Source organism: Streptomyces sp. NPDC020898 (genome assembly GCF_044333925.1).
GTDB lineage: Bacteria > Actinomycetota > Actinomycetes > Streptomycetales > Streptomycetaceae > Streptomyces.
In genome coordinates this window covers 130713-143924 of sequence record NZ_JBIRRV010000002.1, presented here as the reverse complement: position 1 = coordinate 143924, position 13212 = coordinate 130713, and the positions used below count along the sequence as shown (strand labels likewise).

Annotated in this window: 19 protein-coding genes and 1 pseudogene; 16 read left to right on the top strand and 4 right to left on the bottom strand. The window is 66.7% G+C overall.

Annotation, left to right across the window (positions count from 1 at the left end):
• Nucleotides 1–795: 795 nt before the first annotated feature.
• Nucleotides 796–2103, bottom strand: coding sequence for a hypothetical protein (locus ACH4TV_RS08585; RefSeq protein WP_398395653.1), 1308 nt, complete (start codon nt 2101–2103; stop codon nt 796–798).
• Between the two features lie 211 nt (nt 2104–2314).
• Here ACH4TV_RS08585 and ACH4TV_RS08580 point away from each other — a divergent pair, with 211 nt between their 5' ends.
• Both ACH4TV_RS08580 and ACH4TV_RS08575 read left to right on the top strand, forming a co-directional pair.
• Nucleotides 2315–2761 (top strand): GntR family transcriptional regulator, encoded by a 447-nt coding sequence (locus ACH4TV_RS08580; RefSeq protein WP_398395651.1) that lies wholly within the window; start codon nt 2315–2317, stop codon nt 2759–2761.
• An 11-nt stretch (nt 2762–2772) separates the two neighbouring features.
• Complete coding sequence (locus ACH4TV_RS08575; protein ID WP_398395649.1) at nt 2773–3342, top strand: HD domain-containing protein; 570 nt, start codon at nt 2773–2775, stop codon at nt 3340–3342.
• Here the strand turns inward: ACH4TV_RS08575 and ACH4TV_RS08570 are convergent.
• Nucleotides 3330–3803 carry an NUDIX domain-containing protein gene (locus ACH4TV_RS08570; protein WP_398395647.1) on the bottom strand — a complete coding sequence of 158 codons (474 nt, stop codon included), beginning with the start codon at nt 3801–3803 and terminating at the stop codon, nt 3330–3332. The genes ACH4TV_RS08575 and ACH4TV_RS08570 overlap by 13 nt on opposite strands.
• Complete coding sequence (locus ACH4TV_RS08565; RefSeq protein WP_398396549.1) at nt 3803–4570, bottom strand: helix-turn-helix domain-containing protein; 768 nt, start codon at nt 4568–4570, stop codon at nt 3803–3805. Before ACH4TV_RS08565 ends, ACH4TV_RS08570 begins: the two co-directional genes overlap by 1 nt.
• A gap of 491 nt (nt 4571–5061) precedes the next feature.
• Here ACH4TV_RS08565 and ACH4TV_RS08560 point away from each other — a divergent pair, with 491 nt between their 5' ends.
• The 5 genes and pseudogenes from ACH4TV_RS08560 to ACH4TV_RS08540 form a co-directional block, all read left to right on the top strand.
• Nucleotides 5062–5349, top strand: coding sequence for a hypothetical protein (locus ACH4TV_RS08560; RefSeq protein ID WP_398395645.1), 288 nt, complete (start codon nt 5062–5064; stop codon nt 5347–5349).
• A complete protein-coding gene (locus tag ACH4TV_RS08555; protein WP_398395644.1) occupies nt 5346–5492 on the top strand; it encodes a hypothetical protein in 147 nt (48 codons plus the stop codon). The genes ACH4TV_RS08560 and ACH4TV_RS08555 overlap by 4 nt, the downstream gene beginning before the upstream one ends.
• Before the next feature lie 26 nt (nt 5493–5518).
• Complete coding sequence (locus ACH4TV_RS08550; protein WP_398396547.1) at nt 5519–6496, top strand: DUF2637 domain-containing protein; 978 nt, start codon at nt 5519–5521, stop codon at nt 6494–6496.
• The gene (locus ACH4TV_RS08545; protein ID WP_398395642.1) at nt 6493–7143 is read left to right on the top strand and encodes a GGDEF domain-containing protein; all 651 of its coding nucleotides are present in this window, start codon (nt 6493–6495) and stop codon (nt 7141–7143) included. The genes ACH4TV_RS08550 and ACH4TV_RS08545 overlap by 4 nt, the downstream gene beginning before the upstream one ends.
• Nucleotides 7140–7565: pseudogene (locus ACH4TV_RS08540) on the top strand (DNA cytosine methyltransferase); the annotation flags it as partial. The gene ACH4TV_RS08545 and the pseudogene ACH4TV_RS08540, both read left to right, overlap by 4 nt.
• Here ACH4TV_RS08540 and ACH4TV_RS08535 read toward each other — a convergent pair.
• Nucleotides 7494–7724, bottom strand: a complete 231-nt coding sequence (locus tag ACH4TV_RS08535) for a hypothetical protein (protein WP_398396616.1) — start codon at nt 7722–7724, stop codon at nt 7494–7496. The pseudogene ACH4TV_RS08540 and the gene ACH4TV_RS08535 overlap by 72 nt on opposite strands.
• A gap of 28 nt (nt 7725–7752) precedes the next feature.
• Here ACH4TV_RS08535 and ACH4TV_RS08530 point away from each other — a divergent pair, with 28 nt between their 5' ends.
• From ACH4TV_RS08530 to ACH4TV_RS08490, 9 genes are all read left to right on the top strand, one after another.
• Nucleotides 7753–7995: a hypothetical protein gene (locus ACH4TV_RS08530; protein WP_398396614.1), complete on the top strand. Its 243-nt coding sequence runs from the start codon at nt 7753–7755 to the stop codon at nt 7993–7995.
• Between the two features lie 23 nt (nt 7996–8018).
• The gene (locus ACH4TV_RS08525; RefSeq protein ID WP_398396612.1) at nt 8019–8174 is read left to right on the top strand and encodes a hypothetical protein; all 156 of its coding nucleotides are present in this window, start codon (nt 8019–8021) and stop codon (nt 8172–8174) included.
• 43 nt (nt 8175–8217) lie between these two features.
• Nucleotides 8218–8535, top strand: a complete 318-nt coding sequence (locus tag ACH4TV_RS08520) for a hypothetical protein (RefSeq protein WP_398395640.1) — start codon at nt 8218–8220, stop codon at nt 8533–8535.
• Between the two features lie 296 nt (nt 8536–8831).
• Nucleotides 8832–11060 (top strand): cell division protein FtsK, encoded by a 2229-nt coding sequence (locus ACH4TV_RS08515; protein ID WP_398395638.1) that lies wholly within the window; start codon nt 8832–8834, stop codon nt 11058–11060.
• A 245-nt stretch (nt 11061–11305) separates the two neighbouring features.
• Entirely contained in the window at nt 11306–11491 is a 186-nt protein-coding gene (locus tag ACH4TV_RS08510) for a hypothetical protein (protein WP_398395636.1), read from the top strand.
• 3 nt (nt 11492–11494) lie between these two features.
• Complete coding sequence (locus ACH4TV_RS08505; protein WP_398395634.1) at nt 11495–11683, top strand: hypothetical protein; 189 nt, start codon at nt 11495–11497, stop codon at nt 11681–11683.
• An 11-nt stretch (nt 11684–11694) separates the two neighbouring features.
• On the top strand, nt 11695–12297 hold the full coding sequence (locus tag ACH4TV_RS08500; RefSeq protein WP_398395632.1) for a hypothetical protein: 603 nt from the start codon (nt 11695–11697) through the stop codon (nt 12295–12297).
• The gene (locus ACH4TV_RS08495) at nt 12294–12638 is read left to right on the top strand and encodes a hypothetical protein (protein ID WP_398395630.1); all 345 of its coding nucleotides are present in this window, start codon (nt 12294–12296) and stop codon (nt 12636–12638) included. Before ACH4TV_RS08500 ends, ACH4TV_RS08495 begins: the two co-directional genes overlap by 4 nt.
• A gap of 18 nt (nt 12639–12656) precedes the next feature.
• The gene (locus ACH4TV_RS08490; protein ID WP_398395628.1) at nt 12657–13166 is read left to right on the top strand and encodes a hypothetical protein; all 510 of its coding nucleotides are present in this window, start codon (nt 12657–12659) and stop codon (nt 13164–13166) included.
• Nucleotides 13167–13212 lie beyond the last annotated feature (46 nt).

The following is a 13212-nucleotide window of genomic DNA, read 5'->3' as shown; positions in this document are numbered from 1 at the left end:
GGCAGTGCGTGTGCGTGGATGGCGCCGCGGGAGCGACTCTGCGCGTGGTTCCGTGGACGCCAATCTCCGTCGGGACGACGCCGGCGACTGTTGAGAGGCGGCGAGGTTGTCACCTGTAGTTGGTGCTCTAGCACGAGCCCGCAGATGTCGAATCCCAGCTCCGTGGCAGTTGCCTGTTCACGGACAGGAGCCTTCGCCAAGAGGTCAGGCCAGCGAACGACGACCACTCTCTCCCACATTTCGGGAGGGACCGTGTTTGCCAAATGGTGGCTCTCGCCCACGGGAAGGTCTCGTAGGCGCCGTCCAGCTTCCTGTGTCTGTCCCACGTAGCAGAGCCCCAATCCAGAGAGGAAGACTCCATAGAGCACAGGGCCGGTCGTGGCGGGGGAGTTGGCGTAGGGCTTGGTCAACAGTTCGCCCACCTGGTGAGCGAACTGGAAACGTCGCTCCTGCCATCGAGCGAGTTGCGGTGCATCTGAGATGAGTATGTGCAGCGATGTCCGCCAAGCGTGGTACGCGTCCTCGTACTTCTGATCAGCCACAGAGAGCAGTCTGCCGCATGGTCATGGCGAGCCAACCTCTTCGTCCCGAAGCAATCTTGGTAGCCGTCACTCCAGAGAGAATGAGGCACTGACCTGTGCTGACTGTCCCTGGACGTGCGTGGACGTACGCAGCCATTGTCGCGAAGTTAGATACTCAGTCTGAGGGCTACGGAGCCTCCCGCGCCCCTCTTGTCTGTATCCGGTGTAGCTTCTGGCATCCCCGCCTTGGCTTTACGTTGCACCGTACCAACGATCACAGGACTCGCCCATGAGCGATTACGATCTGCTCGGCCGTAAACCGCATCAGAGGAATCTCGTGGGAAAGCTCAGCGTCGTGGGCGAAGGGGGCATATTTGGGGAGCTCTCCTTCTTTGGCGTGCACTAGAGCGTTCCGGACTTTATAGATTCGCTTCGCGAGGGCGGCATGCACGGTGGCGTGGTCGCGGCTTTCAAGATCTACTTTCTGTGCGCCAGCAAAAGGAACATCATGAGTTCTGTAATAATTGACCAAATCGCCATCATAGCCGTTGAGGTCGGCAATCAATCGATTTATGTCTACGAATCCACCTAGGACTAGCTGAAGAGCGCGCTGTTCGTTAACTCCCCCTTCTTCTTTCACTTGACGTTGCGTCCTATCTACGATGCGGATGATGCTCTGTACGTCTTTTGCTCTCCGGACAGAAAAAGAAGGGTCGGTGATTCCTCGCCGTACCTGTTCGATCAAGTCGTCGTTGAAAACTTTCTCGAAATAATGTTCAGCGATGTGATAGTAAGAAAGGTATTCCAGTAGAGGAATTTCCGAAGCTACACCCATCATATAATGGTGGATCAGGTCGGACGTGTAGGATTTTCGCGGTACATCAAGTGAGCCGCGAGCAGTTCGGCGTACCCTTTGGATCCTCCGCACCTCCAAGGTCGGGTCTAGTCCAATTCGGGCTGCCATGTCAGTGTTGTAGGCCACATGGAACAGGAAGGAATTTGCCAGAGTCTCAAAGTCTGATCGAGGTTTTGGTGAACTAACGCGCAGGGCTGTAACGCCTAGTACTTCCTCTACGGCGCCCAGGATCGTGTCATCCCTGTCCGCCTCACCCCGAACTACCGTACCTGCACTAAGTGCCCTCATGACGCGATGTCGCATAATTGCCCAGCGAGGGCTTCTAAGAATTTCCTTGTTCTGTGCTAGGTAGCAAGCAAGATAGGCAATTACCTCCCTGGATGGATCACCGATACTGTAGCTAATCGGGTTATCTCCCTGCCCCGAAAGGGTTGTGCCGTCGAAAAATCTTTCGAGCATTCTATGTGCGCTCAGAGGGACAATGGTGAACTCGGCGTGGTCCTTCCAGTGAAATGAGCTATCTGTGTTCGAGTCCGCCTCTTTGAGGTTGTCAATAATTTCATTCATTTCATGGTTCGTTAGTGGCTTAATCGAACGAATCCCACTATCCCGATCTGAGGCAGGTAGGGCGAGGCCGTCGTCGGTTTCTTCCAGGTCGCGCAAGATCAGGCGAAGGCCCTCACTGAGAGATTCCTTGCTAACAATTGCAGAGATTGAGGTGTCCATGGAATGCCTCCCGGGCTGACAGGGGATCAGATTGTATGGCACCTGGCGCTTGCGATATGCGGCCTCCACCCCTTAGGTCTGACTCGGCAGAGGCCGAGGGGGGTGGAGCGGGACGTCGTCCATCCCAGGCATACGTGTCGGTGCAGGAACGTGGGAAGCTGGTAGGGCATGGCTCATCGGGGCAGTATGAGCTGGTCAGGGAGGGGAAGTTGTGCCACAGGCCAGTCCGCGAGGTATCTACTTGCAGGTCTCTGAATCACTGCGTCAGAAGATCGAATCTGGTGACATCGCCAACACACTGCCGTCTGAGGCTGCCCTCATGCGCTCGCATGGTGTCGCCCGCAACACCATCCGTCGTGCCCTCAAGGCTCTCGAAGCTGATGGCGTAGTTGAGTCTGCTCCTGGGAGCGGGTGGCACGTCGCTCGGGGGGGCGACCGTCGGTCTCTCGCAGAACGGATGACCGACGTGATCACAGAGGACTCACTTTCGGTGGGCGACACGTACCCGTCCGAAGCGAAGCTCTGCGAGAGGTTCGGAGCTTCCCGTACGGCCGTGCGCCGTGTCCTTGCTCAGATGGAGGGGAACGGCCTGCTCGCCACGGTGCATGGCAAGGGGCGAACCGTGCGCGCTCTCCCGACGCCCACCGTCCGGCCGTAGTCTTAGCCGTCATGGGACTGACTGAGTGGGCGTACTCGCTCTCCGAATCGCTGCTGTCCGATCCGCTCCCGCGTCGGTGGACGCACTCGCTGGGAGTTGCCAAGCGCGCTCGTTCTTTGGGTCCGATCATGGGCGACGATGCCGAGTTGCTGGAAGCAGCCGCGGTGCTCCATGACATCGGGTACTCGCCGGCGATCGCGACCACCGGCTTTCACCCCCTGGATGGCGCGCGGTTCCTCCGGGACCAGGAGAAGGCAGACGAGCGGGTCGTTCGTCTCGTGGCTCACCACTCCTGTGCCCTGCTCGAAGCAGAGGAGCGCGGACTGCGGCAGGAGCTTGAGGGGGAGTTTGAGCTAGAGCGTCCGGACCTTGTCGACGCCTTGCTGTACTGCGACATGACGACGACGCCTGACGGGACGCAGACCACGTCGGCGGAGCGGCTGGATGAGATCGTGCAGCGGTACGGCCCGGACACGATCGTTGGGCGGTTCATTCAGCGCGCGACCCCTGAGATCCACGCAGCGGCGAAGCGTGTTGAGGGTCGATTGGCGGGGGTCTCTGCCGACAGTCAGCCGATGTAGGGCTCTCGCCTTGATTCGTCGAGACCGTGCCGAATGCGCAGCATCATCGACGGGTGAATGTCCAGTCCATCGAGGTCCGTTGGGGCAACCCAGCGGACCTCTTTCGACTCGCTACTCGTACGCAGGGAACCGCCGATGGGGTGGGCTCGGAAGCAGATGGAGAACTGTTGGCGGACCTCGCCGTCGTCGTACGCGAGCACGTGCTCAGGGTCGGTGTAGAGCCCGACGATGCTGTCTACCTCAACGTCGATGCCGGTCTCTTCCGCGACCTCGCGGACGGCGGTATCACCGATGTGCTCGCCGATGTCGTGGCCACCGCCGGGCAGTGCCCACAGATCGTTGTCTGTCTTGTGGATGAGCAGCAAACGCCCCGCATCGTCCCGGACGACCGCGGTGACCGATGGCACCACCGAGTTGGCCTGGGGGGCGTTCGGGTCGCGGAAGTAGTCGATGCGGCTCATCAGACGGCGCCTTCCCAATCGGCAGGTGAAGAGATCGGGCGGGCGGATTCCCAGACCTTCTCAACGCTCTCAGCGTAGGCGTCGAAAAGTTCACCGCCGGGCACGCGTCGCAGGTGCAGTACGGGTGCCATGTAGGCGCCGACGCCGTAGAGGTGCCCGTTCGTCAGCATCTCGTCATCGGCCCGGTAGATCGAGTTGTAGAGGGTCGTGCTGTGCAGTCGGAACTCCACCCCGGGGAGACCGAAGAGCGGGCCGTAGTTGATGAGGGCGTTCCGGATCTTGCCTGCCATCGCCGCGCCGATCCCTTCGTCCTCGCCGCGCACGGCCACGGCCGGCGACGTGGGCGCACCCAGCATGAAGCGGATCGGCACTCCGTCGGCTGATTTCTCCTTCACGATCCGGTGGAACGTCGCGTCTTCCGTGAGCCAGAACCCGGAGTACACCAACAGGTCGAACTGGTGGGTCGCCTTGGAGTAGAGGTTCGTCCAGAGGGTTTGCATTACGACTGACCGGTGTGGATAGAGCCTGACCAACTCGGCGTTGCCGGCGGCTGCGACCTCGGCTGAGGTGCGTTCGTCCGGCCACAGGTACGACACCTCGCACTTCAACAGCGATGCTGTCGCGAACTGGAAGCGTCGGTAGGGCTTGCGTTCAGGGTCGTTGATCCACCGTTCGACCGTCTTGGACGCGACCCCGAGTCGTTCGGCGACATCATCGAGCGTCAGGCCCAAGTCCACTATCGCGCCGCGCAGTCGTTCGTTCGCCACGTCCAACCTCCGTCTTGTTGAGACGACTTGGTACGACTTCACGCTAACCAAGAACGACTCAGGTCGTACAGCCGCGAAGTCGAGTGTCGGCGCGGTCGACGTCAGGCTGTAGGTACATCGAGCACGAGGGGCTCGCCGAACTCCAAACAACCGAAGGGCTTGACGGAGCGAACACCTCTCTGCAAGATGAGGAACACGTAATACATGTTCCTCTCGTTCAGTCGCCTCAGCGGCTCGTACGAGCGCATGACAAGGGGTCCGGGACAGAGCGGGCCGAGGGCGCCGGGGTCCTGGTCATTAACCCGAGGGCTTGAGGCTGAGAGGCCTCATCTCCATACGCCTGATACGGGAGCACGCTCCCGAAGGAGTCAACGCACGACCTCATCTCGCCGCCGCGCTTCGTGCGGCGTTCACCTGTTTTCCCGGGGCGGTCGCCTCTCGCCAAAGACCGCGACCGCCCCGGACATCCCTTCGACTCAGGAGAAATCCCCATGCGTACCTACATCGGCGGCCACCAGGCCGTCTCGACAACCGACTTCATCGAACTGGCCCTGGGTACCCCGGTTGAGTTGTGGCTCGGGGTTGAGGGCGAGAGCGGGATGGAGCGCGCGGCCCGTCTGGACGCGGCTCGGGACATCCTCGCTGAGAACCCGGAGCTTCCCGACGACCTGGTCCGCATCGCGGCCGGGGTCGTCGACGCGCACCCGGAGCTGTTCGATGTCGTCCCTTTGGCTCGGTTCGCCGACCGCCGCACGTTCCGGAAGGGGGCTGCGGCATGAGTGACGGGCTGAGCTTCGACGACCGGATGTTCCTGGAGGGCCAGGCCGTCTACGAGCAGATCACCGCCGGTCAGGTGGCCGATGTCCAGGCGGAACTGATGAACGCTCAGCTCCGTGCCTCGCAGGGTGGTGAGGGGCAGTGACCTCACAGACCCCCGCCCCCGAAACGATGACGGTTGCCGAGCGTCCGGCGGTGCCGCCGCTCACGCGCCCCGAGATGGGGCTTGCCGGGTTCGGCGCGCTCGCCGCGGCCGGGGTCGGCGCGCTGGGACTCATCGCATCCTTCGATGCGGTGTCGGCCGCCGCGGCCCGGTGGGGCTTCGGCGAGGCGTGGATGCTGCCTGTCGGCATCGACACGGCCATCCCCGTGTTCACGCTGGCCAACCTGCTGTTGATCCGCATGGACATGGCGTTGGCGTGGGTGCGGTTCGTGCCCTGGCTGCTCACCCTGGTCACCTGCGGTCTGAACGTCGCGGCCGGATCGGGCATGTGGGCGAAGGTGGCGCACGGAACGATGCCGCTGCTGTGGGTGGTGTTTTCCGAGATCGGTGCGCACGTCTACGCGGTGCGGATCGGCGCTGCCACCGGCCGGCGGATGGAGAAGATCCGGTTCTCACGGTGGCTGCTCGCCCCGCTGTCGACGTTCGGTCTGTGGCGGCGCATGACGCTGTGGGAGGTCACCTCCTACTCGGTGGCGCTGGGACGTGAGCGGGAACGGCAGTTGGCCCGCGCCTACCTGCGCGAGGAACACGGGCGCAAGTGGCGCTCCAAGACACCCCGCCCCGAGCGGGTGCTGTTGAAGCTGGGTGAACTCGCCCCGCAGGGCGAAGACATCCCGCCCGCGCCGCCGCAAGCTCCGGAGCCGCCGAAGCAGGCGGCACCGAAGCCGCCGCGCAAGCGCGCTCCGCAGGCGGCCAAGAGCAAGACCGGCCGGGCTGCGCGGACCCCTGAGGAGTTGCTCGCCGAAGCCCGCACGGCTACGGCCGGCTGGACGGATGCCGCGGTCAACGCCGAAGCCCTCCGCACCGCGCTGCGCTGCTCGGCGGCCAACTCCCGTGTGCTGCGGGACCTGTTGCTTGCCGAGCGCGCCGAGGGCCCGCACCTGCACCCCGTCAACACCGACAGCAGTGAGGGGGTCGCGGCATGACCGCCTTGACCACCATCCTGCCGTCCGTACTGCCTCTGGCTGCGGGGTGGGCCCTGCACGTGCGATGGCTGCACGCCCGCCTGAGCACCGCGCGGCGTGACCCGCTCACCGGGTTACGGACCCGCGACGGATTCACCCAACGCGCCACCGCCCTGCTCAAGGACCCGCGCGCGGTCGTCGTCCTCGCCGACGTCGACCGCTTCAAGCACATCAACGACACCTTCGGGCATGCCGCCGGGGACGTCCTGTTGAAGGCGACCGCGGACCGGCTCGCCCACCACGTCGGCCGCTCCGGGGTCGCCGGACGGCTCGGGGGCGATGAGTTCGCCGCCGTCCTCATCGACGACCACGGCACCGCCGCCGATCTGTTCACGGTGCTGCACGGGGTGCTCGCCCGGCCGGCCGATGGCCAGAACCCGGACGTGCACACCACCGTCTCGCTCGGCTGGGCGCGCGCCTGCGACTTCCCCGCCGATGACCTGTCCGGCCTGCTGCGCAGGGCGGATGAGGCCATGTACGCAGCGAAGCAGGGCCGTGCCGGGATGCGCCGGGCCGGTTTGGGGCGACTGTTCGCCACCGTCGCCGGGCGCCGGTCCGGCCGACGCGGCGCCCGCACGGCTGCGCCGGTTGTGGGGGTGGCGGCATGACCGGGCTGCGGATCGGGTCGGTGTGCACCGGTTACGGCGGTCTGGACGACGCCGTACGCCAGGTGTTCGGCGGGGAGCTGGCGTGGGTGGCGGACAACGACCCCGGCCCCGCCCGCATCCTCGCCCACCACCACCCCAACGTGCCCAACCTCGGGGACATCACCGCTCTTAGCTGGCACGACACCGAACCGGTCGACATCCTCACCGGCGGCTACCCGTGCCAGCCGTTCAGCACCGCCGGCAAACGGAAGGGAACCAAGGATGCCCGGCACCTCTGGCCCCACATCGCCCGTGCCCTTCGGGTTCTACGACCCCGACTCGCGGTCTTTGAAAACGTCGCAGGGCACCTTTCACTCGGCTTCGACACCGTCCTTGGAGACCTTGCCGCCCTCGGGTTCGATGCACGGTGGTGCACTCTTCGCGCGTCCGACCTCGGCGCCGCCCACCAGCGCAAACGCCTCTTCTTCTACGCCTGGCCTGCCGACACCGGCAGCGAGGGACTGGCGGGGCGGTGGGCAGCGGGGACAGCTTCCGACGGCCGTCACCTCGCTGCTGCCGACCCCGTCGACGTCGGAGGACACCGGTCCGGGACACGCGGCGCAGGGCGGGATGAACCTGCGCCACGTCGTCTCCCTGCTGCCCACCCCCAGGGCGTCGGAGAACGAGAACCGGCAGACCAAGCGGACCCCGTCGCAGGAGGCGGGGACGCACGGCAAGTGCCTGGCCGCGGAGATGGCGAGTCTGCCCGCCCCGCAGGAACCGGCTTCGGCGAGTACGGCCCGGCCGTCGCGCGCTGGGAAAGCGTCCTCGGACGCCCCGCTCCCCGGCCAACTGACGCTCTGGGACGACTGAACCCGCCGTTCGTCGAATGGCTCATGGGCCTGGACGCCGGCCACGTCACCGACGTACCCGGCCTGTCCCGCTCCGCACAGCTCAAAGCCCTGGGCAACGGCGTCATGCCGCAACAGGCCGTCGCCGCACTGCGCACCCTCACCGCCGCCGGACACCACTCCGGCACCCTCGCCGCGTGACGCGGCCGACCACCAACCACCGTTCTCTAAAAGGGAGTTGACCATGGGCAAGCCCAACACTCGCCGCGTTGACCGTGAAATCCAGTTGGCTACCCGCAAGCTCAAGGCGGTCCGTGAGTTCGAGATGTGGCCGCTGTCCGGCTCGGAACGGCGCGCGATCATCCGTGCCACGGTCGGTGGCAGCGTCCGCGTCGTGCGTGGCCGGAGCACTACGCGCGCCGAACGGAAGCTGGAGACCGCGTGGGGCCGTGCCGAGATGCGGCTCGCTGCGGAAGTCGCTGCGTTCGAGAAGGAGCGGCAGCGGATCGTGAACGAGGCCGCCGCCGCCAAGGCGGCGAAGAAGTCGTCCGGTTGGTGGTGAGGCCACGGCCGGTCGACGGCCACGCCCCCGCCGCCCGGCCGCTACAGGTTGTCCAGGAACCTCACGACTGTGTCCAGGATGCGGCCTCTTCTGCGGTGCGCCTTGCTGCAATAGCGCCGTCTGCGCCACCGGCTTCGCGGCTGCACGACCGGCTCGCGGCACCACCGGCACGGCCGTGTCCTGGTCTGTGATCCCCCACCCATGCCCGCACAGTAACCGCCCTTGGCGGGGTCCGTCCGCCCACCTCCTACAGCGACGGCCGGACCCCGCTTCCCTCCCGAGAGAAGGACTCCCCAGTGAACCAGCCCGACGACAACGAACTGTTCCACCGGCTCGAAGCCGAGATGTCGGCCGCCCCCGCCGCTCCGTCCGGTGCGGATGTGGTCGACCTCGACAAGGTCCGTTCCGCGCGTGACGGGTCGGCCGTCCCGACCGCCGACCCGCTGCCCGACTCCCGCCCGACCAAGTCGGGTACCGAGTCGGCCGACTTGGACGATGACGGGTCGTCCGACTCGGTCGCCCGACCCGTCGACCGCCCCGACCTCCCCGCGCCGGGCATCACCACCTACAAGCGTCGGCCGATCCTGCCGACGTGGCTCACCTCGAAGCCCGGGTTCGTGTCGACGGCGCAGCGGGCGGCGAGCAACGCGTTCTACGCCACCGCCTTCCACGGCATCCGCACCCCCTGGTACGCCTTCCAGCTCACCCTGAACGCACCGCGCGGCACGGCCCGTCTGATGCGGGACACGAACCGGTGGGTGTGGGACGCCGAGGGCGCCCCGCTGCGCGCCTACGAAGTCCGCAGGGAGAACACGGCCGAATACCTGAAACTGTCCCGGCAGCGCGACGGACGGGTACGGCTGCGCGTCCTGGTGACCACCGTCGCGCTCGTCTTCGGCGCCGCGTTCGCCCTGACCCTCTACGTCATGGCCCCCGCCTGGCTGGGGGTGCTGGCGTCGGCCGCGGTGCTGACGTGCGGATTCTGGGGCTCACCGCAGGACCATCCCGTGATCGGGCCCGCCGTCCTGAAAACCGAGATCCAGAAGCTCACCGGCCCGATCGTGCTGCGCGCCCTGGACAACATCGGCAACGCGAAGCTGTCGGCCGCCATCAAAAAGGGCGGCGACATGAACGGCATGCGCTTCACCTCCGAGATCACCCGCGACGGACCCGGCTACCGCGCCGACCTCGACCTCCCCTGGGGCGTCACCCCGGAAGACATCATGGAGGAGCGCAAACCGCTGGCATCGGGTCTGCGCCGCAAGGTCGGGTGTGTGTGGCCGTCGGCCGACCCGACCGAGCACGAGGGACGCCTCATCCTGTGGGTGGGCGACAAGCCCATGAACGAGACCACCAAGCCCGCGTGGCCGCTGCTGAAGTCGGGCAGCGTCGACCTGTTCAAACCGGTCGTGTTCGGCAACGACCAGCGCATGGGAGACGTCGCCGTCACCCTCATGTTCGCGTCGGTGGTGGTCGGCTCCATCCCGCGCATGGGCAAGACGTTCCTGATGCGCCTGTTCCTGCTCATCGCCGCCCTCGACCCGCGCGCCGCGCTGTACGCGTTCGACTTCAAGGGCACCGGCGACTTCGGTGCCCTCGAACCGGTCTGCCACCGCTACCGCGCCGGCGAGGAAGACGAAGACATCCTCTACGTCCTCCACGCGCTGCGGGAGCTGAAAGAGGAACTGCGCAGGCGGGCGAAGGTCATCAAATCCCTGCCGCGCTCGCGCGTTCCGGAGTCGAAGGTGACCCCGGACCTGGCGAACGACAAGTCTCTGGGTCTGTACCCGATCGTGGTCGGACTGGACGAGTGCCAGAAGGCGTTCGAGCACGACAAGCACGGGGCGGAGATCGAGGAGATCTGCACCGACATCGCCAAGCGCGGCCCGGCTCTGGGCATGGTCGGCATGTTCGGCACCCAGCGCCCCGACGCGAAGTCGCTGCCCCCGGGCATCTCCGCCAACGCGGTCCTGCGGTTCTGCCTGAAGGTGATGGGCCACACCGCCAACGACATGGTGCTGGGTACCGGCGCCTACAAGGCCGGCTACCGGGCCACCATGTTCTCCCGCACCGACCTCGGTATCTGCTGGATGGCCGGCGAGGGCGACGACCCGCGCATCGTCTCCTCCGCGTTCGTCGACGCCCTCGCCGCCGAAAAGGTCGTCGCCCGCGCTCGCACGGTGCGCGAGGAGTACGGCAACGTCACCGGCCACGCCATCGGCCAGAACCCCGAGAGCGGTGAGGCCGCCTTCGACCTCCTCGCCGACATCCTCAAGGTCGTCGCCGCCGACGAGGAGAAGGTGTGGAACGAGAAGGTCGCCGCCCGCCTCGCCGCCCTGCGCCCGGAGATCTACGGCGGATGGAAGGCCGAGACGGTGACCACGAACCTGCGCCCGCACGGCATCACGGCACAGGACGTGTGGGGCACCACCGACAAGGGCAAGGGCACCACTCGCCGCGGCATCGCCCGCGCCGACCTCACCACCGCAATCACCCAACGTGACGGTAAGCGGTCCGGGGGATGACGCGCACGGCTGCTAGGTCTAGCAGCCGCCGTTGCTAGACCTAGCAGGCCTACTAGCACCCCAAACCGGCTCTGATCAGCAACCTCGCACCTAGCACCCGACCTGCGAGAACACCGGAAAACCCGCCTGGAAGGCACCCCGTGACCCTCCTTCTCCTTGCTAGCGCCTGCCTGTTCGTCATCACTCTTGGTTACATCAGCCTGTGTGCGGGAAGCCCGTACGGCGACTGCCGCAAGTGCCGCGGCATGGGCCACAAGCTCAAGACCGACCGCAAGGGCCGCCTCAAGCGCGGCAAGCCGTGCCGCCGCTGCAAGGGCCACGGCAAGCGCATCCGCGTCGGCCGCTGGCTCTACAACCGCTTCGCCCGCATCTACCGCGCCGGCACCGACACCCCCACCCCCGCCCCCACACGCCCTGCCCCGAAGGGATAACCGATGGCCGTCACCGTCTCCCTGGTCGCCCTGTTCGGCCTGGTCCTGTTCTTCCTCCTGCGCTCCAACACCCTCGGCTACGGCTCCGCGTTCGTCGCCGCCGGGTTCGGGTTCTTCCTCGCCTCCACCGGCGCTTCCGGACCCATCAACGAACTCGCCGGCGCCGTCCTCGACGCCGTCCAGCACCTGTGAGGAGTCCCGCCGTGAACGAACCGATCATCCACCGGCACTGGCTCGCCATCGCCGCACCCAAAGCCGCGCCCGCCATCGCCACCACCACCGTGCTCGCACTGGCCCGGATCTGGAACGCCAACGGCGCCGAACACAGCGTCGGCAACGCCGTGCTGATGACGTCCCTGTCCCTCGGTGCCGCCGCCGCGGGCGTGGCCGCCGGCAACAGCACCGGTGACTCGGTGCTCGTGGGGACCGCGTTCGCCGCGTCCGGGGCGCTCGCCTTCGCCGGGGTCGCCGGATACGCGGATGGTCTGCCGCTGCCGCTGCTGCTGTGGTCGCTGGCCACCGCCGGCGCCTACGGACTCGCCGCCCGCTACTGGCGCACCGACCGCCTCGACCGCCTCACCCACGAGCGGGACACGAGCGAGCGGCGCGAGGAATACGCGCACGTCGAACGCATCGAAACCCTGCGCGCCACCACACAGATCGAAGTCGCCCGCAGCGGCGCCGCCTACGCCGAAGCCCTCGCCCAGGCACTCGTCACCCGCGCCACCCTCCCCGGCTTCGACCCGCGGGCCCTGGAGAGCGCGGGACTGCCCCAACTCCCCACCACAGAAAGGAAGTCCGCGTGATCGGCCGTCTCCTCGCCCGCCGCCGCCTCGCCGTCCGCCACCACACCGGGTGGGTCTTCTACCCCGTCGGAGGGCGCCCGCGCGGCCCGCGCCCCATCCTCGCCCTGCACCGCCTGCCTGACCCCGACTGCCCGCACTGCGGGGGCGAGGGGGACGTGATCGGCGCGGTGCACGGCGAGGACGAGCCGGACTACGACGCCTGCGAGTGCGCCCCGTTCCTGCCCCTGCGGTTCGTGTGGCTACCCCACAGCCCCCGCTGGCTTCGCAAACGGCGGGCCTGCCCGGCATGCGGCACCCGCTCACGCACCTGCGGCTGCTACAGCACCGAACCCCCCTTCTAACCCACCGAGAGGACCACCGTGTTCGAGATCCGCATCGTCTGCGACCCGGCCGACACCAACCGCATCGTCGCCACGCTGGACAACACCTTCGCGACCGGCACTGTCACCGTCGAACCCGCCCAGGACGGCAGGCGCACCCGCCTCTACGCCAATGTCGACCACCGCGCCGACCAGGGCCCGTGGCCCACCCCGGAAGCGGCGTACGCGTTCGCCCCGAGTGCCGTCCGCGAGATCGGATGGGTTGCCGGTACGGCCGTCGACAAGCGGCCTGGCGAGACCCCGGGCCGTGAGTACTGGCTGCGCAAGGCCGCGTTGCTGGACCGCATCGCGCTGCACGACGAACAGGCAGGAATCACCGGCGACGCCGACCAGGCGGCCACCGAAGCGGCCCGCCGGTTCGTCGACTACGACCGCGACAACAACGGTGGCCACCCCAACGGACCGTGCCAGGCGACATACCCCAGGGCCGCCGCCGAACCGCGCGGCTACGTCCGCCAGGAATACGCCCACTGGGCCAAGAACCAGTAGCTGAGGCTGGGGCGGTCGCCTCTCGCCAAAGACCGCGACCGCCCCG

Excerpts from the sequence above, each read along its gene's own strand:
- ACH4TV_RS08585 (WP_398395653.1), bottom strand. The coding sequence starts at position 2,103 with ATGGACACCTCAATCTCTGCAATTGTTAGCAAGGAATCTCTCAGTGAG.
- ACH4TV_RS08575 (WP_398395649.1), top strand. The coding sequence starts at position 2,773 with ATGGGACTGACTGAGTGGGCGTACTCGCTCTCCGAATCGCTGCTGTCC.
- ACH4TV_RS08570 (WP_398395647.1), bottom strand. The coding sequence starts at position 3,803 with ATGAGCCGCATCGACTACTTCCGCGACCCGAACGCCCCCCAGGCCAAC.
- ACH4TV_RS08560 (WP_398395645.1), top strand. The coding sequence starts at position 5,062 with ATGCGTACCTACATCGGCGGCCACCAGGCCGTCTCGACAACCGACTTC.
- ACH4TV_RS08555 (WP_398395644.1), top strand. The coding sequence starts at position 5,346 with ATGAGTGACGGGCTGAGCTTCGACGACCGGATGTTCCTGGAGGGCCAG.
- ACH4TV_RS08550 (WP_398396547.1), top strand. The coding sequence starts at position 5,519 with ATGACGGTTGCCGAGCGTCCGGCGGTGCCGCCGCTCACGCGCCCCGAG.
- ACH4TV_RS08545 (WP_398395642.1), top strand. The coding sequence starts at position 6,493 with ATGACCGCCTTGACCACCATCCTGCCGTCCGTACTGCCTCTGGCTGCG.
- ACH4TV_RS08530 (WP_398396614.1), top strand. The coding sequence starts at position 7,753 with ATGAACCTGCGCCACGTCGTCTCCCTGCTGCCCACCCCCAGGGCGTCG.
- ACH4TV_RS08525 (WP_398396612.1), top strand. The coding sequence starts at position 8,019 with ATGGGCCTGGACGCCGGCCACGTCACCGACGTACCCGGCCTGTCCCGC.
- ACH4TV_RS08520 (WP_398395640.1), top strand. The coding sequence starts at position 8,218 with ATGGGCAAGCCCAACACTCGCCGCGTTGACCGTGAAATCCAGTTGGCT.
- ACH4TV_RS08510 (WP_398395636.1), top strand. The coding sequence starts at position 11,306 with ATGGGCCACAAGCTCAAGACCGACCGCAAGGGCCGCCTCAAGCGCGGC.
- ACH4TV_RS08505 (WP_398395634.1), top strand. The coding sequence starts at position 11,495 with ATGGCCGTCACCGTCTCCCTGGTCGCCCTGTTCGGCCTGGTCCTGTTC.